General features: G+C 70.0%; 16 protein-coding genes. 7 read left to right on the forward strand and 9 right to left on the reverse strand.

The window, feature by feature from the left end; genetic code table 11:
• Positions 1-39: 39 nt before the first annotated feature.
• The 5 genes from E8A74_RS21225 to E8A74_RS21245 are packed head-to-tail and all read right to left on the reverse strand — an operon-like array spanning position 40 to position 3,945.
• Positions 40-1,428 (reverse strand): cytochrome P450, encoded by a 1,389-nt coding sequence (locus E8A74_RS21225; protein WP_136930865.1) that lies wholly within the window; start codon positions 1,426-1,428, stop codon positions 40-42.
• Positions 1,429-1,470: 42 nt separating this feature from the next.
• Positions 1,471-2,304, reverse strand: coding sequence for a nucleotidyltransferase domain-containing protein (locus E8A74_RS21230; protein WP_136930866.1), 834 nt, complete (start codon positions 2,302-2,304; stop codon positions 1,471-1,473).
• Complete coding sequence (locus E8A74_RS21235) at positions 2,301-2,672, reverse strand: sigma-70 family RNA polymerase sigma factor (protein WP_136930867.1); 372 nt, start codon at positions 2,670-2,672, stop codon at positions 2,301-2,303. Before E8A74_RS21235 ends, E8A74_RS21230 begins: the two co-directional genes overlap by 4 nt.
• Positions 2,647-3,180 (reverse strand): HD domain-containing protein, encoded by a 534-nt coding sequence (locus tag E8A74_RS21240; protein ID WP_232379687.1) that lies wholly within the window; start codon positions 3,178-3,180, stop codon positions 2,647-2,649. The genes E8A74_RS21235 and E8A74_RS21240 overlap by 26 nt, the downstream gene beginning before the upstream one ends.
• A 9-nt stretch (positions 3,181-3,189) precedes the next feature.
• Complete coding sequence (locus E8A74_RS21245; protein ID WP_136930868.1) at positions 3,190-3,945, reverse strand: glutathione S-transferase family protein; 756 nt, start codon at positions 3,943-3,945, stop codon at positions 3,190-3,192.
• A 100-nt stretch (positions 3,946-4,045) separates the two neighbouring features.
• Between E8A74_RS21245 and E8A74_RS21250 the strand changes: the two genes are divergently transcribed.
• The 5 genes from E8A74_RS21250 (at position 4,046) to E8A74_RS21275 (ending at position 8,929) form a co-directional block, all read left to right on the forward strand.
• A complete protein-coding gene (locus tag E8A74_RS21250; protein WP_136930869.1) occupies positions 4,046-4,555 on the forward strand; it encodes a hypothetical protein in 510 nt (169 codons plus the stop codon).
• Between the two features lie 86 nt (positions 4,556-4,641).
• Positions 4,642-5,124 (forward strand): DUF1579 domain-containing protein, encoded by a 483-nt coding sequence (locus tag E8A74_RS21255; protein WP_136930870.1) that lies wholly within the window; start codon positions 4,642-4,644, stop codon positions 5,122-5,124.
• A 67-nt stretch (positions 5,125-5,191) separates the two neighbouring features.
• Entirely contained in the window at positions 5,192-6,577 is a 1,386-nt protein-coding gene (locus E8A74_RS21265; protein ID WP_170229263.1) for a TolB-like translocation protein, read from the forward strand.
• Positions 6,578-6,587: 10 nt separating this feature from the next.
• Positions 6,588-7,442, forward strand: coding sequence for a hypothetical protein (locus tag E8A74_RS21270; RefSeq protein WP_136930873.1), 855 nt, complete (start codon positions 6,588-6,590; stop codon positions 7,440-7,442).
• Positions 7,443-8,329: 887 nt separating this feature from the next.
• Positions 8,330-8,929 carry a hypothetical protein gene (locus tag E8A74_RS21275; protein ID WP_136930874.1) on the forward strand — a complete coding sequence of 200 codons (600 nt, stop codon included), beginning with the start codon at positions 8,330-8,332 and terminating at the stop codon, positions 8,927-8,929.
• A 7-nt stretch (positions 8,930-8,936) separates the two neighbouring features.
• On the opposite strand, the gene E8A74_RS21280 is transcribed toward E8A74_RS21275, so the two are convergent.
• Positions 8,937-12,299: a serine/threonine-protein kinase gene (locus E8A74_RS21280; protein ID WP_136930875.1), complete on the reverse strand. Its 3,363-nt coding sequence runs from the start codon at positions 12,297-12,299 to the stop codon at positions 8,937-8,939.
• Positions 12,300-12,866: 567 nt separating this feature from the next.
• Between E8A74_RS21280 and E8A74_RS21285 the strand changes: the two genes are divergently transcribed.
• Positions 12,867-14,357: a tetratricopeptide repeat protein gene (locus E8A74_RS21285; protein ID WP_136930876.1), complete on the forward strand. Its 1,491-nt coding sequence runs from the start codon at positions 12,867-12,869 to the stop codon at positions 14,355-14,357.
• A 4-nt stretch (positions 14,358-14,361) separates the two neighbouring features.
• Here the strand turns inward: E8A74_RS21285 and E8A74_RS21290 are convergent, their stop codons facing one another.
• Positions 14,362-15,048, reverse strand: coding sequence for a hypothetical protein (locus E8A74_RS21290; RefSeq protein ID WP_136930877.1), 687 nt, complete (start codon positions 15,046-15,048; stop codon positions 14,362-14,364).
• A 146-nt stretch (positions 15,049-15,194) separates the two neighbouring features.
• On the opposite strand from E8A74_RS21290, the gene E8A74_RS21295 reads away from it, so the two are divergent.
• Positions 15,195-15,416: a hypothetical protein gene (locus E8A74_RS21295; protein ID WP_136930878.1), complete on the forward strand. Its 222-nt coding sequence runs from the start codon at positions 15,195-15,197 to the stop codon at positions 15,414-15,416.
• On the opposite strand, the gene E8A74_RS21300 is transcribed toward E8A74_RS21295, so the two are convergent.
• Together E8A74_RS21300 and E8A74_RS21305 are read right to left on the reverse strand one after the other, a co-directional pair.
• Positions 15,407-16,105 (reverse strand): hypothetical protein, encoded by a 699-nt coding sequence (locus tag E8A74_RS21300; protein WP_136930879.1) that lies wholly within the window; start codon positions 16,103-16,105, stop codon positions 15,407-15,409. The genes E8A74_RS21295 and E8A74_RS21300 overlap by 10 nt on opposite strands.
• Before the next feature lie 45 nt (positions 16,106-16,150).
• The gene (locus E8A74_RS21305; RefSeq protein ID WP_136930880.1) at positions 16,151-20,311 is read right to left on the reverse strand and encodes a DUF2339 domain-containing protein; all 4,161 of its coding nucleotides are present in this window, start codon (positions 20,309-20,311) and stop codon (positions 16,151-16,153) included.
• Positions 20,312-20,769 lie beyond the last annotated feature (458 nt).

Consider the following 20,769-nt stretch of genomic DNA (forward strand, 5'->3'; position numbering starts at 1 on the left):
GTTGGATTGTCCTCGTGGCCTTCCTCTGAACCGCGCCGTTCAGCCGGCAGCCCCGACGCGCGGCTCGCTCCGCGTTGGATTCCCCCGCGCGGCGCTCGTGGCGCCGCGACGACGCCCTTCCAGCATCATCGGCACGCGGCCCCGCGGCCCCATCGTGAGCCCGCGCTGCACGTGCTCGACCGGGGCCACGCTCGCGAGCCGGAGCTGATACTCCCGCAAGAGAATGGCGAGCGTGATTTTCATTTCCACCATGGCGAGCGTCACGCCCAAACAGCGGCGGCCTCCCCCGCCAAACGCGATGAACTCGAACGGGGAAAAGTCCCGCTCCAGGAAACGCGTGGGGCGGAATCGGTCGGGCTCGGGATAAAGCTCCTCGCGCGTGTGCAGGAGGAGCGGAGAGGGCACGAGCGGCTCGCCCGGCGGAAAGGTGTACCCGAGGAGCGCGAACGGTTTTCGGGGCACACGCCCGACGCTGACCACGGGCGGAGCGATGCGCAGCGTCTCCAGGCAGACGGCGTCCAGATAAGGCAAACCGAGGAGCTTTTCGAGAGGGGCCTCGGGCCCGAGGGCGTCGATTTCGGCGCGCAGCCGCGCGAGTGTGTCGGGCTCGTGGTGGAGCCAATAAAAGGCCCAGGCCAGGGAGACCGCCGTGGTCTCGTGACCCGCGAAGAGCAAGGCGCGGAGCTGATCGAGGATCTCTTGATCGCCGAGCCCATCGCCGCCTTCGTAGCGCGTCTTCAGGATGAGCCCGAGCACGTCGGCGCGCTCCTCACCCGACGCGCGCAGGGCGCGAATCTCCTGGGCCAAGAGCGCGTCGAGCGCCGCCCTGGCCCGGAGCATGCGCGCCCAGGGGCCAAGTCCGCCGAAGGGACGCCGGATCGCCGGCATGATCAAGATCAGCGGGTGGACCGCGTGAATGAGATCGAGCACGGCCGCGCGGACGTCGCGGATCCGCGCCTCGCCCCGGACGCCGAACACCACGCGGATGACGATGTCGAGCGCGATGGATTGCGTGGCCTCCAGCATCGAAAAAGGCTGGCACGGCGTCCATTGCGAGGCGGCCTCGCGCGCGACGTCGGCCACGACGGTCGCGTACGATTTCACGGCGGCCGGCGCAAAGGGGGCCGCGAGCAGCTTGCGATCCCGCCGATGGCGCGTCCCGGTCGAGACCACGACCGACGTCCGCCCGAAGATCGGCTCGGTCACCTCGACCCCGAACGGCTCGAACGTCTCGGGGTCGGCCGTATAAATGGCGCGGAGGGCCTCGGGATGGCCGACGAACGTGATCGGGCCATTCAAGGTGAGGACGCGGAACGGATCCCCGTGCTCGGCGGCGAGGCGGCGGAGGACAGGGGCGGGAGACGCGAACGAGGAGCGGAGGGTGTCGATCAGGCCGAGGTTCCCAGGTCCAGGTGGTAGCATCTGCATGCACTCCCCTCGACCGAGCCCTAACCGGGCCGCAACGTGGTGTCAATCGGAGTACGCTTCGAAACCAGGGAGTGGATCGTACGCCTCGTCCGGCTCGTCCTCCCCTTCGTGCGGACACGCCTCCTCGACGGGGTCCTCGGCGAGGAGGCCATCATAAGGACCCGGCAGCGGCGTTTCCTCGTCCCCTTCCTCGGCGAGGATGTCGTCGAGATCCGCGACGGTCCCGTCGGCCTCGTATTGCGCCCACGCCTCGGGGTGTGTTGCGGCGAGGAGCGCTTCGAGCGCCGTCGCCTTCACCCGCTGGATCGGCTGGCCGTCCGTGCTGCTGCGGGGCCGAAAGCGCAATTCGCGTCGCTCGTAAACCGTGAGCTCGACCGGGAACAGGTCCACGACGTGGTAGTGCACGTATTCGCGGATCTGGCCGAACTTGAAGATGCTCACGCGCTCGCGCTCGAACGTCCACCCGAGGCCCCCGAGGTGGCGCTCGAACGCGTCCTCGTCGTCGGTGAAGACCTGGACGTCGATATCGCTGCCGCGGCGGATGTGCCCCGTGCTGACGGATCCAATGAGCCGCGGCTCGAAGGGGCCAAGGGCGCGCATCACGCGGAGGGCGACGACGCGCATGGCAAAGAGCCGGCGCGTGCGCCGTTCGCCCTCGGCGAGCTCGGCCATGGCGAGCAAGGCGTCGCGAATCTCGCCATTCGAGGGCAAATCCTGGGGCCGATACCGCAGGCTTCTCCCGCCCGCGCGGCCGAGCAGGCGCCTCGCCGCCATTCGCTTCGCGGTGAAGTATTGCTTGACCCCCTCTTCGTACATGAGGCGCGCGGCCTCCACGGCGACCCGCGCGCGCAGCCCTCCGGTTCGTTCGCTGCTCATGAGGGGACCGGGGGCGAGACGAGCGGCGCGAGGGCCTCCCGGAGCTTGCGGAGCGCGCCCCCGACAGCGCGTCCGCCGCGCTCGTCACCATAGATGCGTTTTTGCACGACCTGCTGCGTGATGCCGAGGCGGCGCGCGATCTCGCCCTGGGACAGGCCTTCGAAAAAATAAGCCTCGACGACCTCGCGCTGTTTGTCGGTCAGGACCGTCGCGACGGCGTCGCGCACGGCGTCTTGGAGGCGAAGGCGCGCGTCGGAGGCCTCGTCGTCGTCGTGGTAGAGGTGACGAGACGCGGCGATGTGATCGAGGTCCGCGACAAGACGGGCGCGGCGCCTTCTGCCGTCAGAAGATCTCCTTTCGTGGGTCATGGATGGGGGCGGGCTCGCCGCCGGGGTCGAGGAGGGAGCGGTCTGCGCTTTCGAGGAGAATCGAGAGCGCGTCTTCGGGTGACATGACGGTGGCGTGAGGGGAGCGGCCGAGGACGTCCCAGCGGCGCAGGCGCTGGAGATCGGCGAGCGCGGCGGTCCCGCGCAGGCGGCGCTTGGTGGGTCCAGGGTCGTGCAAAAGGTCGAGGTGGTGGCGCACGAGCCAGACGATGCGGGGCGAGACGAGGCCGTCGAGCAGATCGGCGCCCAGCGCGTCGTGGTCCTGCGAGGATATCGCCTTCCCCACGTCGTGCAAGAGCGCCGCGGCCCAGAGCGCGCGGTCGGGGCTCGCGGCGCGCGCGAGATCAAAGACCTGAAGGGAATGGTAAAGGGCACAGCCCTCGGGATGATACGCGGGGTTCTGGCGTATTCCGTCGAGGGCGAGCAGCAGCGGGAGGAGCTCGTCGAACATCACCGGGGCGCGGCGCAGGTGAAGACGCCGCTCACCCACGGGGCACGGTCACACCCACCGGCGATGCTTTTCGTAGAGCGCGTCGCGCCACGCGACGAGCCGCGCATGCTTCTCCGCGAGGTCCCGGTTGCTCCAGGCCGCGCGGCCGCCGAGGCCCGTGGGCATGAACCGCTTGTCGACCGGGCTCACGACCTGGAGCACGAGGGCCATCGTGATGTCCGCGTACGAAAACGCATCGCCGAGCAGGTATTGTTGCCCCTCGGCGAGCGCCTTGTCGAGCCCGTCGAGCCCCGCCTCGGCCACCGCGCGGTGCGTCGCCTCGCCCTCGCGCATTTGATACTTCGAGACGAAACTCTGCAGGGCGCCGCGGCCCACCGGCTTGAGCAGCGACACGAGCGCCTTCGGGGTCCCAGGCGGGAGGACGGCCTTGACGAAGTCGGGATTGTCGAGGGCCTTCAGCATCATCATCGCCCGGAGCGCCGCGAGCGTCTCCTCGCTGCGCCGATTCCAGGCCTCGATCTCGGCCTCCCGGCCGGCGGGAAAGAGCTTGGGCCCGGAGCCGACGGCGTCCGCGTGGCGGGCGATGTCGAACGAGTCGGTGAAGAGGACGCCGCGATCGTCGAGGATCGGGACGGTGACGCGCCCCGTCGGTTTGCGGAGGAGGACGCGGAGCCGAAGATCGCCCACGATGGGCTGGTGCTCGATCTCCTCGTACGAGATACGGTGATGGTCGAGCGCCCAGCGGGCCTTCTCGGACCAGGGGGAGAACGGGATGCCGTAGAGCCGGGTCTTTTGTCGTTGCATCAGGGCCCAAGCATCCTACGGGTGGGGCGGCCCGTCGAGCGAAGGAATTGCGTTTCGTATACCGATTGACAGGCCCCTCCCCTTCTTGTTTCGTTCCGCCATGCACGCGACCCCCCTGCGCGAAGACGCTTTCGTCCTCACGGGCCTCGCCTCCCGCGGCGGGCTGTCGAACTGGGTCTTCTTCTTTTTCCCCGCGGAGATCGTCCAATGTGACCTCGGCATGATGCCCGCCGTGAAGGCCGGCGCCGAGGCGGGGATCCGCGCGAATCTCGACGTCGTCGGCGAGCTCGGCGAGCAGACGTATGGCCCCGGGCGGCCAAAGGGCGGGGCGACCGAGGCGTGGTGCGACGAGCTCGTGGGCAAAGCCAAACGTGTCGAGCGGCTGCCTTGCGAGCGTGTTCGCGAGATACGCCTGCACCTCACGGCCATGGCCCATGAGCTTTATGTCACGGCGGACGAGGGCGAGCCTCGAAGGTTCAGCCTCATGAACCGGCGCGAGGCCCAGGAGGTTCGCGGCTTGCTGGAGGCCCGCTTCGGGGAGCGGTTCGTCGTGACGAAGTCCGCCGCGTTTGCGTTCTTCGAGCGGCACGCGCCGTTCTTGATGCAGTGAGCGACGGGGCCCCATGCATTTTCCGGGTTGACCTCGCGCGGGTCTCATGGTTTGACCCGGAACAGACGCTTCCAAGGGAGGTATCCATGAAGGTCGAACCGCAGAAGCAACACTTGTGGCTGCAACAACTCGTGGGCGAGTGGACGTATGAGCACGACGCGGAGATGGAGCCTGGCAAGTTCCAGAAGTTCACCGGGACCGAGGTCGTGCGCTCGATGGGCGACATCTGGGTGCTCTGCGAGGCGCGCGGCGAGATACCCGGCGGGTCCCCGAACCATATGATGTGGACGTTCGGCTACGACCCGGAGAAGAAGGCGTTCGTGGGGACGTTCGTGGGCTCGATGATGGAATACCTGTGGGTCTATCACGACGGCTCGCTGGACGCGGAGCAGAAGGTGTTGACCCTCCACACCGAGGGCCCGGACTTCTCCGCGCCGGGCAAGATGACGTCGTTCAAGGACATCCTCGAGATCAAGAGTGAACACGAGCGCGTCCTGCGATCGGAGATGCTGGGCCAGGACGGGCAGTGGACCGAGATCATGCGACAGATCTATCGACGGACGAAGTGAGCGGCAGGGACGAGCGCGCGCTCGTCCCTTACCTCCACCCGCGCGCTCTGGTATCGTCCGCCGCGCCGTGATGCTTCGTCTTACGTTGGCCGGGATCCTCGGGCTCATCGGGTTGTCCCTCGCCGCATGCACGCCCGCAGGGGCGAACCGTGAAGACCAGGCCGCCCCACCGGGCTCCGCGGCCGCAGCGGCTTCGACGACCAGCGCCGGCGCGCCTTCGCCGAGCGCCGCATCTCACGCGCCGTCCGCGGCCGCGACCGCGGAGGGCACGGCGGCCCCGTATTCACCGCCGCCCGAGTCGTCCGCCGCCGAAGCGCCTCCCGAGGCGCCGCGCAAGACGATCGGCACGTTCGACGATTGGGTGAAGGGGTATCAGGGGTCGGGCGCGCCCGAGGCCCACAAGAAGCCGCCGCGGCTGCGGCTCGCCAAGGATCTCGGCCTCTCGTCCGGGCGCATCACGTTCACACGCTCGGGGGATATTTTCACGTACGATTTCGCCAAAGGCGCGGAGTCGCAGCTCACGCAGAAGGCGCAGCGCAACGTGGCGCCCGTGTTCCTCGGGGACGGTCGTCGGATTGCGTTCCTCAGCAACCGCGACGGGATGGTCTGGCGCGTGTTCCTGATGAATGCGGATGGCACGGAGCAGCGGCCGATCACCCGTAGCTTCACCGGCGCGTTTGGTTTTTTGCCGTCGTTCATGATCACGAACGACGGCAGCCGTGTCGCGTACATCGCGGCGACGAAGGGGCTGCCCGACGGGCCGCCGGAGGAGCTGCACCTCGTCGACGTGGCGAGCGGCGAGGATCATCGCGTGGGCGAGCCGGATCATTTCGATTATCCCGCGTTCTCGCCCCAAGGCGACACGCTCTACCTCGTCGCAGGCGAGTACGAAGCGGAGCACCTCGCCTCCGTGGACGTCGCCACGCGGAAGGTCCGGCATTTTTCGGGCGCTGGCAATCGTATGTTCAGCGGTGCAGCGTGGCTCGGCGATCGATTGTTGTTCTCGGCGAGCCCGACGGGCTCGTTCTGCTGCCAGCGCTCCTCGCTCTACACGACGTCGCCCGACGGCAGCGGCATTCGCGGGTTCGGCTCGTTCTGGGTCGCCGGTTCGCTGCGGCCGGAGGTGTCTCCCAAAGGAACGAAGGTCGCCGCGGCGTGGTCCGTCCGCGAGGGCGGGTTCGGCGCCGATCATCGAAACGAGATCTCCTTGCTCGACGCGAACGGAGGCGCCGAGCGCCCGCTCACCGACATGTTCCCGCGGCCCTTTTACAGCGCCTCAGAGCCCGCGTGGGCGCCCGACGACCACCATCTCGCGTTTACGCTCACGTTATGCCCGTACGTGGGCTGCGAGCCGACGATCCGGAGCGTGGTCGTGGTCGACACGAGGGACACGAAGGCCGTCCCCGCGTTCATCGCCTACGGCGGCGGCACCTCGTGGAGCCCCGTTCCCTGAGGGTTCGCGTATGGCCATCGAGCCTCCCACGCCCCCGCGTATCTACATCCTCCGCGCCTCGGAAGCGCCACGCGCGCTCGTCTTCGTCAAGCATCACCAGAAGCGCTGGTCGCTCCACCTCTGGAACCTCGACGCCCAGCACGTCGCGCCCGGGGCCACCTTTTTCGGGACGCTTTATCCACGCCGGAGTGATTTCTCCCCCGACGGCCGGTATCTGCTCTATTTCGCCATGAAAGCGCCCGGCGACGCCGATTGGCCCTTCCAGTTCAGTGGCCTCTCGCGCGCGCCGTGGCTCACCTGCTTGCTCGCCTGGCGCGAGGCGGGGACCTGGACGCGTGGGATGTATTTCGCGTCCCGCGCGTCGGGCCGCCCGGAGATCCCCGCGCGCAGCGCCCTGCACCACGGCGCCGACGTGGCCGATCGCTGCCCGTGGAACCTCCAGATGAACGACGCCCTCCAGCTCGCGGCCGAGCGGCGGATCGGATTCGTCGAAGCGGAGGATTCACCGCCGCGGCATCCACGCGACCTCTGGGACGAGCGGCGCCGCGCCGTGATGTGCAAGCAAAGACCGGGCGGCGGGCGCGAGGCCCTGCGGCTCACGCTGGGGCCCTTCGACCAGGGCGAAGGGCGGATCGAGGGCGTTCGCAATCATTATACGTTCGTCGGGAGAGACAGGCGGGAGACCCTACTTCCGGGCCATGTGTGGCTCGACTGGCTCGATGGGGAGCACGTCTATGGCGCGACGCTCGACGGGCGGATCGTCGTGTGCGCGCTCCGCGGAGGCGAGCTCGTGGAGACGTGGGCGCACGCGTTCGGGGACATGCCCACGCGGCAGCCTTCGCCGGCGTGGGCGCGGCACTTCTGACGTCAATCTCGCGGCGAACCGGCTCTTGACCTCCGCGAACGGCATGCCCGCTGCGAGCGGCCGCGTGGTTGGTTCCGCCGAAAGGACGCGCTCGACGAAGTGGACCCGAGGAGGCGCCCGGTCCGTGCAACGGGAGCGCAGGACCCGCGGGCGCGCTTTGCGGAAGGGACAATGCCCGTGGAAACGGCGAAACGCTCGTTCCCGAAGATCGGAACGCGCCCCACCCCGCGGCGGGACGTGTTCCGGGAAATGGGAACGTCCCCGGAAGCGGAGCCCGGCGCGTTGCACGATGTGGGAAGAGCCTCGGTCGCCGCGTCGCGCGGCGTTCCGAATAAGGGGAATGCTCCCGGAAGCGAGTCGGGGGGCGTTCCGAAAAAGGGGAACGACCAGGGAGACGGCTCCGCGCGTGGTCCAGAAACGCGGAATCGACCTCGATGCAGAGGCGAGGGGCGTTCCGACAAATGAAAATCAGTCGGGCAGCGGATCCGAGCGCATTGCGAGGAGGTGGAGGTGAACTCGAAGCGGCGCGGGCCTCGCGTGAACGAGGGCGGAGGACCCAAGCTCGATGAACTGCGCTCCGCGCAGCTCCTCGAACAGACCCTGTACAGACCCGCCGCGACCCTGCCAACCCAAACAGCCACGCTGCGACTTCAACTGGCACCCCGGCCTCTTCGTCGGCTGTTTGAAAAACTGCGCATCGCGCAGTTTTTCAACCCTGGGTCCAGCGCCTCGCTGGTCCGGGGTCGAGGGGGCGGACAGCCCCCCGCGGGGACCGGGGCGGCGCCCCGGCGCGACGCTCCGCCGATTGCCAGCAGGAGAGCACCGGGCCCGCTCGAAAGCGGCCGGCCGGTTGACGCTCGTCGCCGGGCCGCCTACCGTCCTCGTTCATGCGCTGGCCGCTCCTTGTTGCGCTCTTCCTCGTCGGCTGTGGGCCCTCCCCCGCCGCCTCCGGCGCCGAGTCGTACGCGGGATCGATGCCCGCTTCGGGGCGCGTGATGCTCCACGGCGTGACCGTCGCGCCCTGCAAATTCGGCGGCGAGACGTGGGACGGCACGGAGCACATCGATCCGAGTCAGATCGACCTCCTCGGCAATCTCCTGCGCGGCCGCGTGCCCTACGTCGAGATCGCCAAAGCGCTCGCCGCGCCCGCGAATGCGGCCCTCGACAAACCCGACGTGAAAGGGCGCGCGAAGATCCTCGGCGTCTCCGAAGGCGCGCCCGTCGTGCTCAGGGGCCAGGAAGATAGCTTCACGCCACAATTCCAGGGGCCGCCCACGTTCCAGGACGTGGCCTTCGACGGGAGCGCGCGCCTCGCCGTCGAGCTCCTGGACGACGACATGGTCGACGACGACGCGATGGGCTCGTTCCAGCTCGGCGCGGACGAAATGCTGGAGGCATTCCGGGCCGGAAACGTGCATCAGGTCCGCGTCGATTCACAGACGAACGGGCAAGTCCTTTTTGCCGCGATCTCCGTTCTGGCAGATTGAATCTCGATCAGAGCGCCGCCGCGAACTCGCGGCCGAACTCCAGCGGCGACGGCCGCTCGGTGGGCTCCCGCGTGGTGGCGGCCCGCAGGAGCTTGGCGACGGCCGCGGGGAAGCCGCGGAGGCGCTCGGCGTCGTCGAAAGGATCGAGCCGCATGTGCGCGAGGATGCGGTCGCGCCCCGTGAGCTCGTCGAAAAAGGAGCGGCCCGTGGTCACGTTGTACACGGTGCCGGCGAGCGCATACACGTCCGAGCGAGGGTCGAGCTCCACCGGATCGAGCACCTGCTCGGGCGCGATGTAGCCGGGCGTGCCGGCCACGAAGCGGCCGCCGACCTCGGGCGGGACGCGGATCGCCCGCACCATGCCGAAATCGATGACCACGGTCGAGAGCGGAGGCACGCGCCCGGGATCACGGTGTTTCTCCGGGTCGAACCGCTCTCCGCCGGCGAGCGGCAGGCGCAGCCATAGGTTTGCCGGCTTGATGTCACGGTGCACGAGGCCCGCGCCGTGCAGCGCGGCGAGCCCGGCGCACGCGTCGAGCACGACCTGGCGAAGCTCGAAGAGCGTCATCAGGCGGGCCGCGGCGTATTGCTTGAGATCCGCGCCGATCAGGTATTCGAGGACGAGGAACGGCGCGCCCTCGGAGACGCCGCGATCGATGATGTTCGCGACGTTCGGATGGTAAAGGCCGGCGAGCGCATTGGCCTCCTCGACGAACGACGCGAGGATCCCCGCGCGCTCGGTCTCGTTGGCGCTGGCGAGCGCGTCGGCCTTGGGGATCTTGAGCACGAAGAGGCGATCGGCCCCGGGCTTGCGCACGAGCCAAACCGAGCCGATCCCGCCCTCGCCGAGCGGCTTCACGAGCTCATAGCCCTCGATGAGCTTCGGCTCCTTTTTCTTCGAGGTCGGCGGCGGCGGCGGCGTCCTGCGGATCGCCCCGCGCACCGCGCCCTCCAGAAGCGCGGACGCGACGGGGCCGAGCGAGGCGAACCACACGTCGAGCATGCCGAGCTCACGCGCGCGGATGGCGCGGGCGACGAGCGCGGCCACACGCGGGGCGTTCTGCGTCGTGCGCGGCGGGAGCGAGTCCTCGTCGTCCTCGCTCGCGGCGTGGAGCGCTTTGACGGGATCCGCGAGCGAGGCCTGCAAGCGATCCCCGGCGAGGACGAGCTTGATGCACCGGATCTCGAGGTCACTCTTCGGCCCCGCGGCGTCGGAAAAGTCTTCGAGCGCCATCGCGAGCTTCGAGAGCGCCCGCGAGAGCTCGGTGTCCTCGGCGTGCAGGGCGACGAATGCCTCCTCGGCCTGGAAGGACCAGCCTGCGTCGGTCTCGGCCGACGAGACGGCCGTGCGCAGCGCCTCGGCTTGCTCGCAGCACCGCGCAAGCGCGCTCGGCGCCATCATCGGCAGCGAGGTCGCGAGCTGGCGGAGCATCGCGGGCCGGTCGATGACGAGCGCCCACCACGCGGCGAACGGGCCGAGCCAGCGGACGTCGTCGACCTCGCCGAGCGCCGTGCCGCGCGTCGTGTCGACGAGCCGCCAGAGCAACGCCGAGAGCGCGTTTTTCAGCGCAGGCGGGAACTCGCGCGCGCCGCTGGCGAGCCCTTCGAGCTTGCGCAGCCAGAGGCAGGTGTCGTGCGCCGTCGGCCCTCGTTGGCCATCGTTTGCGGCTCCGGATCGCCTGGCGGCGCCCGCCGCCCCAAGCCCCGACCCGAGCTCGTCGTCCTCGCCACAAGCGTCGAGCGCATACCCGCCGAGGCGAACCGCCACGACCTCGAGCGCGAGATCCTCGTGCACGTCCGTCTTCTCGCCGCGCCGCCGCTCCGCGACGAGGTCGAGGATCTCGGCGGGCGAACGAGCCAAGGTCTTCCACGTCTCTTCGAGCTCGGGCTCGTCCACGGGCACGCCCGTGGGCCGCGTCGCGAGCAGCGGGCGCCAGAGGCGAAGCGCGAACGCCCGCGCCGACGATTCCAGCGCGTTCAGCGCAGCGGCCCGCTGCCGGAGCCTCCCCCACCCGAGCGCGATGCGGCGCGCCTCGTGGAACGTCGCCGCGAGCGAGGAGGCGAACCGCGCGGCGCGAGCGTCCGCCTCTTCGTCGTCGTACTGCGCGGCGAGGCGCATCAGGTTCTCCAGGCCGAGCTCGAGGTCGAGCGGATCACGCTCGGCGCGATCGATCACGTCCGTGACCGCGATGACCTCGATCCACCGGCGCGACTCGTCGATCGAGGCAGCGCGCACATAACGCGCCTTCTCGCGGAGCGCGCGGAGCGTGGCCTCGATCTCGGGCTCGTCGACGCCGCGGCGGAAGAGCGTCGCGAGCCCCCGCGCGAGCGCGCGCGCGGCGATCGCGCCGCCGTCGCCTTCGAGCACCCGCCGGGCGAGGCGATCCCAGAGCGTCTTGCGCTCGAAGAAGAGGTACGGCGTCGCGGCGGCGACCGCGGCGAGGACCCAGGCCTCCTCCTCGCGCGAGTCGAGGATCGCCACGAGCTGGCTCGCGAGGAACGCGAGCCGCTCGGCCGGGAGCGAGGCAAACGCGGTCGTCGCGCGCTGGCGCAGCACCACCGACGCGCCGAACACCCAGTCGAGCAGCGTGCCCTGGAGCTCTTCCATCACGCCCGTGAGGCGCCCGAGCGCGCGCGCGGCGTGCACCCATACGAGGGGCTCGGGGTGCAGGAGCAAGGGCTGGAGCACCTGCAACGTGCGGCCGATGAGCTCCGGATCGGCCATCCGCGGCATGCCACGCACGCTGATTTCGAGGCAACGCGCGGCGAGCACGCGGCCGCGGAGCGCGCCGTGCGCGGGGCCGCGGACCATGAGCTCGAACGTCTCCGGAGATCCCCAGAGCCAGGGCCCGAGCTCGGGCACTTCGAGCGCGCTCGCGCCGGCCTCCCAGATCAGGATCTCCAGCCGCGCGCGCGCCTCGGCGTTCGCCGCCGACGCGAGCGCTTCCCCGTCGCCGAGGAGCGGCGCGCACGTGAGCGCATCGAGCAGCGGCCCTTCGACGACCCGCGCCCGCGCAGCCTCGACGATCCGATCACGGCCGAGCGTCTCGGCGAGCGCGACGAGGATCGGGGCCATCCGCACGTCGCGCCGGAACGCGCTCGCCGCAAAGAACGTGAGCAGCACCTCGCCGGCCGGCTCGCCGTAGAGCGCGGCGAGCGCGGCGAGCTGCTCGGCCGAGCGCGCGAGCTCTGGGAGCTCACGCCGGAGGAGCTGCGCGGCGGCGCGCGCGTCCTGCGGAAGCACACGCCGATCGGACTCACTTTCGCCGCCCGCGCGGAAGTGCGCGCGCACGGCCTCTTCGAGCTCGGGGTTCGTCGCGTGCAGGCGCGTCAGGGTCGAGAGCGCGATCTGGATGTCTTCGGAGAGCATCAGCGGCCGAGAGAATACTTCCTTCGCTGCGCTCCGTTCAAAATACCCACGGCTTGGCAGGGTCGAACCTCGATGCGACTTCCGTTTCTCCGAGGATCGAGCCGAAACGAACCACCGACGTCACCGCCTGAGCATGGGTCTCATCGCAAGCCGCCGCGCCGGGGCGCTGCCCCGGGCCCCGCGGGGGCTGTTCGCCCCTCGACCCGAACCAGGGCCAGCCCTGGACCCTTTGGGGAAGAACTGCGCAGCGCGCAGTTCTTCCCACAGGCCGTTCGTTGCCGGCTGAACCGTCAGCGCTGCCGTCTTGGCTGGCGGGGTCGCTCGTGGTCTTGACTCGGCCCGTTCGATGAAGTGCGCATCGCGCAGTTCATCGACCCTGGGTCCAGCGCCTCGCTGGTCCGGGTCCCGGGGCGGATAGCCCCGGGTGGGGCCTGGGGCAACGCCCCAGCGAAGCGCTTCCCAGATGAGACACCAATGCTCAGCCCAAGGCGCGCGGGGGCGCGCGCGTCTCACGCGGAGGCCACGATCCGGCGCTGTCGCCGCGTGGACACGATGGAGGAGCGGCACATGCAGAGCGATGCATCGAGATCGAACGCAAAAGGCGCGCGGCGGGGCATGACGATGGGAGCGGCGCTCCTCACGGCGCTCGCGCTCACGGGGTGCGGCGCGGGCGTCGCCACGGCCCCCGTGGCCCCCGAACGGAACGCCCTTTCCTCGCATGCCACGAACGAACCCGCCTCCCCCGCGGCGGCCGCCCGGTTCCAGGACGGCTTGCTCGCGCTCGCCCGACAGGAAGCCACGCAAAAACACGACGAGGCGAGCTGCAGGGCCGCCGCGGCGCACTTCACGGCCGTCGCTGACAGCCGCGAGAGCGCTTCGATCCGTGCGCGCGCCCATTACAACGCGGGCGTGGCGTACCAGCGATGCCAGCTCGATCGCGAGGCGCGGGAGCAATTCACGAAGGCGCTCGCGGCGGAGCCCACGTCCCACCGGGCGCGGGCCGAGCTCGCGCTGCTGGATTTCGCGGCGTCGGGCGGGAAAAACTTCGACGCGGCGATCGCCGAGCTCACGCGGGCCGCCGTCGTCGACGCCCAGTTCAAGGACGCGACCTCGCTCGTGCACCTCGGCGTGTTGCACCTGAAACGAGGGCGCGAGATGCCCGACGCGGACGGGCTCACCGATTCGCAGCGCGCGAAGAAATATGCGCAGAGCGCGCTCGCCGTGGATGATCGGGCGTTGCCCGCGTACAACCTCCTCGCGCTCATTCACCTCGGGACGGCGCAACGGAAGGCCGAAGCGCCCCGGGCGCGCGGCGCGCTCGACAAGAAGAAGCTCGACACGCAGGTGCTCGAGCTCGCGGCGCTCGTCTGCTCGCAGGCCATTCGCAAGGATCCTAGATATGCCCCGATTCACAACACGGCCGGCATGATCCAGGTCGAGCTCGGGGATTTCACGGCGGCCGCGCGTTCGTTCGACGAGGCGCGGAGGATCGATCCCGCGTTCTTCGAGGCGCAGATGAATTTCGCCGCCGTGAACCTGCGCTTCCGAGGATTCTCGCCGGCCGAATCGGCCTACCGCGCGGCGCTCGCCCTGCGGCCGAACGATTACGACGCGCGCATCGGGCTGGCGCACGCGCTCCGTGGTCAGATCGACGAGGGGAACCTGACGCAGAAGTTTGCGGAGGTGCGAACCGAGCTCGCCAAGGCGAAGCAAAGCGCGCCCGAGCGGCCCGAGGCTTATTACAACGAAGGGATCCTGACGCAGGAGTACGCGGCGATCGCGGGCGGAGAGCACCCCGAGCTCGCTCCACGCAAGGCCAAGGAGCTGTTTGGCATCTTCCTCCAGAAAGCCGGGGCCGATCCCACCTACGCCGACGCCACGCGGCGCGCGCGCGAGCGGATCGAGGAGATCGAGCAGATCGAGGGGTTCATGGGCCACGATTGGAACCGCACGGAGGCCGAGCGGAAGGCGGAGGAGGCCGAGCGGAAGAATCGAATGGCCGAAGAGGAGGCACGCGGGGCCGAGGAGGAGGCTCCGAAGCCGGCGACGAACCCCTGAGACATCAGCCGGCGCGCCAGAGCACGCGGTCGTAGAGCGGCTCCTCCTCGACATCCATCCAGTCGATGTCGTGCACCACGGCGTGCGCGAGAATGCAGAGCCCGAGGAGGGGCAAACCGTCGTCCTCCTCGTCCTGCTCGTGGAAATACATGACAAACCCCGTCCCGTCCTCGCGGGCCGGCTCGTCCTCCTCGGGATCGAAGGCGATCATCGCCTCGACGTCGAAGTTCTTGATTTCCTCGATGCTGAGCGCGCCCCCCTCGGGCAGGCGCTCGTTCAGGAACGCCAGCATGGCCTCCCAATCGTCCTCCTGCATGAGGCGGTAGACGACGTTCGCGTGGACCTCGATCGCGACGGGCGAGCGCGCCTCGAAATGCGAACGAAGCAGGCCCACGTGGCGCTTCGTCTCGGTCGCGAACAGCTTCTCCAAAAGCTCGTCGGGATCCGTGCCTGCGTTGTTCGCCTCGTAAAACCCCCGGTCCGGGTCCTCGTCGAGCCGGAGCAAGCGCTCGAGGCGCTCGAGGTACACCGTCTCGCGGATGCCGTCGGCGAACGAGATCTCGTATCGATCGACCACGAACAGCAGCGTGCCCGCCCGGGACACCAGGGCGAGGCGCTCGGGAGGGCGCGAGGGCCCCACGGAGCGACGCGCAAATGCAAAACCCTCGGGCCCGGTGAGCTGTACGGCCATGCAAGCGAAGGGGAGCCGAGGACGTCCCTGCTGTCAAGCGCAGGCCTTTTTCAAGCGGAATCGATACGAAAGGGTCGCCGTTCTTGACGCCGGGCGGCGGAACGCGGATGCTACAGAGGCCGCGCAAAGCGAGCCCCAAGGCCCCGATGAGCACGACCATTCGCCCCGTTCGCAGCGATAACCCCGATGGGAGCTCGGAGCTCTCGGTGGAAGAGCAAAAAGAACGACTGCGCGGCGAAAACCGGGTCTGGCACATCGGTCGCACCAGCCGCGACGACAACGATCCGATGGCCGGCTTGAACGGCAGCCAGGTCGATCTGACGCGCGTGCTGCGCGGTCGCCGGCTGCGCACGGGCCGTCAGCGGTAACCACCTTCCTGCGCCGCCGCGGCAGCCTCCGTGAGGCGCGTCGCGAGGACCTCGGCGTCGAGGCCGGCCTCGTGCTCGGTCAGGAAGAAGGTCTCCCCTTCGCGCGTGGTCGCGATCCACGGGAGTTCGTCACCGCCCACCACGCCGTCGCGGCTCCGCACGAGCACGAACACGCCACGCCCATCGAGGTCCCGCGCGAGGGCCACGCCGCGCAGGATCGACGTGGGGACCTTGACGTCACGGCCGCGGACCCACAACGAGACGAATTGGGCGGAGATGGTTTCGAGGCGGATGGCCTGTCCATGACGGACGTCCGCGACGATGCCTTTGTCGTGCACGAATCCCGTCGTCGCGCCCGCTACGCCGAAGCCAAAGAGCAGGGTCCCGAGGACGACGAGCTCCGAGCCGAGCGCGCCCTCGGCGATCGCCCATACGCCGGCCACGAGGAGCAGCACGAACGCAAAGACGCGGAGGCCCGCGCCGAGCCGAATTCGCCGCACGGTGCCGGTCTCTTCGATGGAGAGGCCCAGCATCACGAGCGCGAGGCCCGCGACGGGAAGGCCCGGCGGCGAGAGCAAAAACGACCAGAACCCGCCTTTCACCGCGGAAAATGCCATCGACGCGAGCCCGAAGGAGGAAAACGCGTACGAGAGGGCCCGCCCCTGGGTGATCAGAAAAAAACGGCGCACGGCGGGCCGGAAGGTACCACGGCGGAGGTGCGCCGCGCACCGCAATCAGCCCGGTTTGCCCTCGTCCGCGGCGTCGGTGTTGCGGAGCAAGCGGATCGCCCAGAGCGAGAGCGCGAGCAAAACGACCGCGAGGGCCACGCCGAGCGCCGTCCGGTGCCGCTCCGTGAACGGCAGCGGCGCCGCGCGATCCGCCTCGCCGAAACGAGGGTTTGGCAGGACAGGCCCCATCGTCGCGTCCCGCGGCACCTCGGCCCGATCGGCGCGGTCGAGGATCACGGCGAGATCGTACAACGGCGCGGCGGCGGTCCGATCCCCGACGTAGAGCCGGTGCTCGCCGGGCGTCGCCGCGCGAAAGACGATCTCGCGGGGCCGCACCTCGCCGCGCGCGCCGCGGATCCCGAGCGGCGGCGAGTCCTCGTCGTGGATCACGAGGCGGAGATATCGCTTGCGAGTCTCGTCGATCGGCAGGCGCATCGACTCCAGCACGACGCCCGGCCGCGGCGTGATCCGATAGAGGACGCCGCCGCCCACGGCCGGCCATACCTCGCGGAAGCTCGTCGCCGTGACGTCGACGCGGCGGCGCAGCTCCGTCGTCCCGATGTCGAGCGTGATCGCCTGGATCGGCAGGCCCTCCGCGCCCGCGTCGAGCGTGACGATCGTGGATCGCTCCGCCTCGTCGCGCCGGATCTCCTCGATGGCGAGCGGCATCTCGGAGACCACGTTCGTCTCGTCGTCCGAGGACGGGCAGCGGAATGCGCCGCCCTGGATCGAGAGGCGCCCGCCGGCCTCGGCCGCATCCGCGGGCAGGAGCGTCACGCGCACGAGGCGCGCTTCGGACTTCGGGTACGGGACGAGCAGGTGCTCGACCGTGCCGCGCTCGTGCCGGATCCGGTACACGAGCGGCCCCTCCGCGACGACGCCGAGCGCCTCGCGGCTGTCGCCCGTCTCGACACGCACGCGCCGGAGGAAGGTGTCGCCGGCGATGTCGAGCACGAGCCGACAATGCAGCGTCGAGGCCGGCAGCCGGAACGTCGCGACCGCCGCGCCGCTCTGGAGCCACGCGGGATCCAGGATCTCGCCGGGCACGTCCGGCACGCGCCGATGGGCCGGGGTTTCCCGCACGATCCGCGGCACCTCGCGCCCGGCGGCGTCGACGAGGCGCACGTCCGCGAAGAGCTCCGCGGAGGTGCTCGCCCGGTAGAGGGCGTCATCCACGGCGAGCCGATGATCCCCGGCGGCGTCGATGCCCGTCACGGCGCGCATCGACGTGTATTTGCCGACCGGGAGGAGCCGCGGCGTGATCACTTGCGCCTCCGCGCGCGTGGCGACGAGCAGGATGACGAGCGCCGTCCCGCCCGTGCGCATCAGCGCGATCAGGCGATCGCTGAAGCGCGCATAAAGAAACCCGCCGGCGACGAGGAGCGCGCCGACGCCGGTGAGCAGGAGGATCTGATAGATGCGCTCGACGCTCCAGACGTCCCAGACCACGAGCTTGGCGACGGCGAGGAAAAACAAGGCGAGCCCCAGGTACCGATGAAGCGCGCTGCGCGCCGCGAAGCCGAGCGCGAGCAGCGCCGCGGCCGCGACCGAGAGCACGAGCGTGGTCGTCATGGCGAGCCTGCCCTGCTGCGACGCCAGCAGGGCCGTGAAGCGCGCCGCGAAGGCCGCCCATTCGGGGGCGTCGAGCGGCACGGGCGGAGGCGCGGGGAGCGTGGTCACCGCGGTGCGGACTTCCAGCACGGCGAGCGTGCTCCAGAACGCATGTCCGCCGATCGCTGCAATGCCCGCAGCGACGTCGAGCGCCGCCCGCGCCTTGTCCTTGGCTGCCTCCGCGCGCCGCGCCCCCGCGGCGAGCAGGTACGCCGCGACAAGCAAGGCGACGCTCGTACCCGCGAGGCCCGTGGCGCGCGGGCTGCGGAGCAAGGGCACGGAGAGGACCCCTTCCCTGCCCTGCGTCTCGAAAAACCGCTCCACGAGCGCCTGCGTACCCCACACGTCGACAGCGACGAGACGAACGAACGTCGCGGCGAACAGGAGCGAGGCGACCACGAGCCACCCGCCCTCCCGCGAGCGCGCCGCGATCGCCGCCGCGACGCAGCCGAGCGCGGCCCATAACACCGTGATCGTGGCGCCCTCGAGCCCAAACGCGAGCGCCGCCGCGAAGAGGCCGAGCGCGAGCCCCGCGAGCAGAGACAGGCGCGCGCTCGCCTCGGGCCTCCGGCGCATGATCCCCGCGGCGAGCGCGAGGTCCAGAGCGCCCGCGGCCGCCGTGACGAGCGCGCGGAACGTCGGGACCTCGTCGCTCGTGGACGCGAGCGTAGCCGCGACGAACGTGAGCGTGGCGAGCGCTCCTGCGAGGACCGCGCTCCAGCGCAAGGGCGACGGTGTCCGGAGCGCGGCGACCCCGAGGGCCGCGAGGTGCACGACCCCGAAGACCACGAGCGCGCCGAGGAACGCGGGCGACAAGGGCGCAGCAAGCGCGGCACTTCGCACAACCCCCGCGGCGATCGCGATCATGAGCGACGCGAAGGCGACGGCTGCGAGGTGGAGCACGCCGAGGCGCGCGCGAACAGCAAGCGCGGCGGCAGCGGCGCTCGCGATCGAGGTGAGCACCACGAAGATCGCGGGCCTCTCGGGCAGGAGCTGCACCGCAGCGAGCACGACGAAAAGCGCGGCGGCGACGCTGCCCGCGATGGCCGCGCCCACCGGCAGCGGATCGCGGCGGAGGACCTTGCGCACGAAGCCTGCGACGTACACGCCCGTCCACCCGCCGAAGAGCGCGACGAGCCAGAGCCGCTGATCCTGCGGGACGTCATGGCTCACGACGAGGAAGACCACGAACGCCGCGGCCATGGGCACGGCGAGGAGCTCGGTCACGCCGAGCGCGCCGAGCAGCCAGATGGCAAAGGCGCCGAGGGCGATCGCGAGGGCCGAGAGGAGCCACACGTGATCGTGGAGCAACATCGCCGCCCCGGCGTGCGAGAGCGTGAGCGCGGCGAGCGCAAAGAGCTTGGCGTCGAGCTTCCGCGGAGTGCGACGGTCGAGGTAAAGCGCGACGGCGGACCACTGCGCGGAAGCGAGTCCCACGAAGAGCAGCGGCGCGAGGCGCGCGGCGAGGCCGTGATAAGGCCCGATGCGCGCCTCCGGCGGGACGTCGCTCCATGCGGATGTTTGCCCGTGGATGTCGAAGGACTTGAGGTACCAGCCGAGAAACAGCGCAGACGATCCCGGGACGACAAGCGCGGGGACGAGGCGAAAGCCGGCCCGGAGCGCGACGCCGAGGGCCATGGATCCGAGGAGGAGCAAGTAGCCGAAGAGCGCAACGGGTCGGTCCTGTCCGGTCGAGAGCACGACAGGATTGGCGAGGCCGGCGACGAGGACGAGGACGAGGAGCGACTCGGCGCGATGGCGAAGCGAGAGCCCCGCGCCGAGCGCGAGCACGAGGGCCACGGCGACGAAGGCCGCGGCCGGCGGAGCGAGCTGGTAGAGCGCGACGCTAGCCCATAACGAAGCGACGAGCGTGGCGAGGCCGATGCCGGAGAGGGCATGCACGAAGGCCGGGCGGGTCCGGGGTCGGAGGAGCTCCGCAGCGGCGAGGAGCAAGGCGCCGAGGACAGCGCCCAGGACGACACGACCGGTCGGGCCAATCCAGGCGTTGTCGACGGCGTACTTGAAGAAAAAGAGGGCGCCGAGGAGGAACGCCGCCGCGCCGATGCGCGTGAGCCACGTGAGGCCGAGTTGCTCTTCGAGGGAGGGAGCAGGCTCGGTGGGGGGCGCGGAGGAGGAGGCGGCGGCAGGAGCCGGAGCGGAGGCAGAAGCAGAAGCAGCAGCAGCCTCCGACATCACGCGCAGGTCCCCCGTCGGTTCGGACGGCATGACCGCGAGCGCGCGCGGGGCGTCCGTCAGGCCTGACGGGTGGACCTTCGCGTCGTGCAGGTCCACCCAGCCAACGCTGACGGACGGGTCTTGAGGCGTCGGCGAGGAGGCGGTCCGATCTGGCGGGTGGCCCGTGGAGGCTTGCGCGAGCGTTTCCATGCGCGCGAGCCGCCGTTCCAGCTCCGCGATGTGCGCCTCTCGCACGTCGAGCCTCTCTTCGAGGTGCTTCACGCGCGCCTTTGCCTGCATGGCCAGGAGCAACGCGAGGATCGGGGTGGCCAGGAACAACCCCACCAAGCCCAGGCCGAGCAGGACGAGGAGCGCCTCCATGAAAGGTCCCTACCACGAGGCCACGCTCACGGGAGCCAGACCTCGCGAGGGAACATCCATGCACCAAAGGTCCAGGGCTGGCCCTGGTCCGGAGCACGGGTCTCCTCGGGGAAACGCCGCGCCCGGGGCGCTGCCCCGGACCCCGCGAGGGGCTGTCCGCCCCCTCGACCCCGGACCAGCGAGGCGCTGGACCCAGGGTTGAAAAACTGCGCGGTGCGCAGTTTTTCAAACAGGCCGACGAAGAGGCCGGGGTGCCAGCAGGAGCCGTAGCGCGGCTGTCTTGGTGGGGGAACGCCGCCGCCGGTCAAGGTCAGGGATGATCTTGCCTACCAAAGGCCGCAAGCCGGACAGGTCGGCGGCCAACGCCTCGTCGCATGACGTCGTGGCGTGACGCGATGGCCTCACGTTCCAAACAGCACGGCTCCGTCCCTCCACGTGATGGGGCCGTAGGTCTTCGG

Source organism: Polyangium fumosum, from assembly GCF_005144585.1.
Lineage (GTDB): Bacteria > Myxococcota_A > Polyangia > Polyangiales > Polyangiaceae > Polyangium > Polyangium fumosum.

Excerpts from the sequence above, each read along its gene's own strand:
- E8A74_RS21280 (WP_136930875.1), bottom strand. The coding sequence starts at position 12,299 with ATGCTCTCCGAAGACATCCAGATCGCGCTCTCGACCCTGACGCGCCTG.
- E8A74_RS21235 (WP_136930867.1), bottom strand. The coding sequence starts at position 2,672 with ATGACCCACGAAAGGAGATCTTCTGACGGCAGAAGGCGCCGCGCCCGT.
- E8A74_RS21295 (WP_136930878.1), top strand. The coding sequence starts at position 15,195 with ATGAGCACGACCATTCGCCCCGTTCGCAGCGATAACCCCGATGGGAGC.
- E8A74_RS21250 (WP_136930869.1), top strand. The coding sequence starts at position 4,046 with ATGCACGCGACCCCCCTGCGCGAAGACGCTTTCGTCCTCACGGGCCTC.
- E8A74_RS21290 (WP_136930877.1), bottom strand. The coding sequence starts at position 15,048 with ATGGCCGTACAGCTCACCGGGCCCGAGGGTTTTGCATTTGCGCGTCGC.
- E8A74_RS21305 (WP_136930880.1), bottom strand. The coding sequence starts at position 20,311 with ATGGAGGCGCTCCTCGTCCTGCTCGGCCTGGGCTTGGTGGGGTTGTTC.
- E8A74_RS21245 (WP_136930868.1), bottom strand. The coding sequence starts at position 3,945 with ATGCAACGACAAAAGACCCGGCTCTACGGCATCCCGTTCTCCCCCTGG.
- E8A74_RS21225 (WP_136930865.1), bottom strand. The coding sequence starts at position 1,428 with ATGCAGATGCTACCACCTGGACCTGGGAACCTCGGCCTGATCGACACC.
- E8A74_RS21275 (WP_136930874.1), top strand. The coding sequence starts at position 8,330 with ATGCGCTGGCCGCTCCTTGTTGCGCTCTTCCTCGTCGGCTGTGGGCCC.
- E8A74_RS21255 (WP_136930870.1), top strand. The coding sequence starts at position 4,642 with ATGAAGGTCGAACCGCAGAAGCAACACTTGTGGCTGCAACAACTCGTG.
- E8A74_RS21270 (WP_136930873.1), top strand. The coding sequence starts at position 6,588 with ATGGCCATCGAGCCTCCCACGCCCCCGCGTATCTACATCCTCCGCGCC.
- E8A74_RS21285 (WP_136930876.1), top strand. The coding sequence starts at position 12,867 with ATGCAGAGCGATGCATCGAGATCGAACGCAAAAGGCGCGCGGCGGGGC.
- E8A74_RS21230 (WP_136930866.1), bottom strand. The coding sequence starts at position 2,304 with ATGAGCAGCGAACGAACCGGAGGGCTGCGCGCGCGGGTCGCCGTGGAG.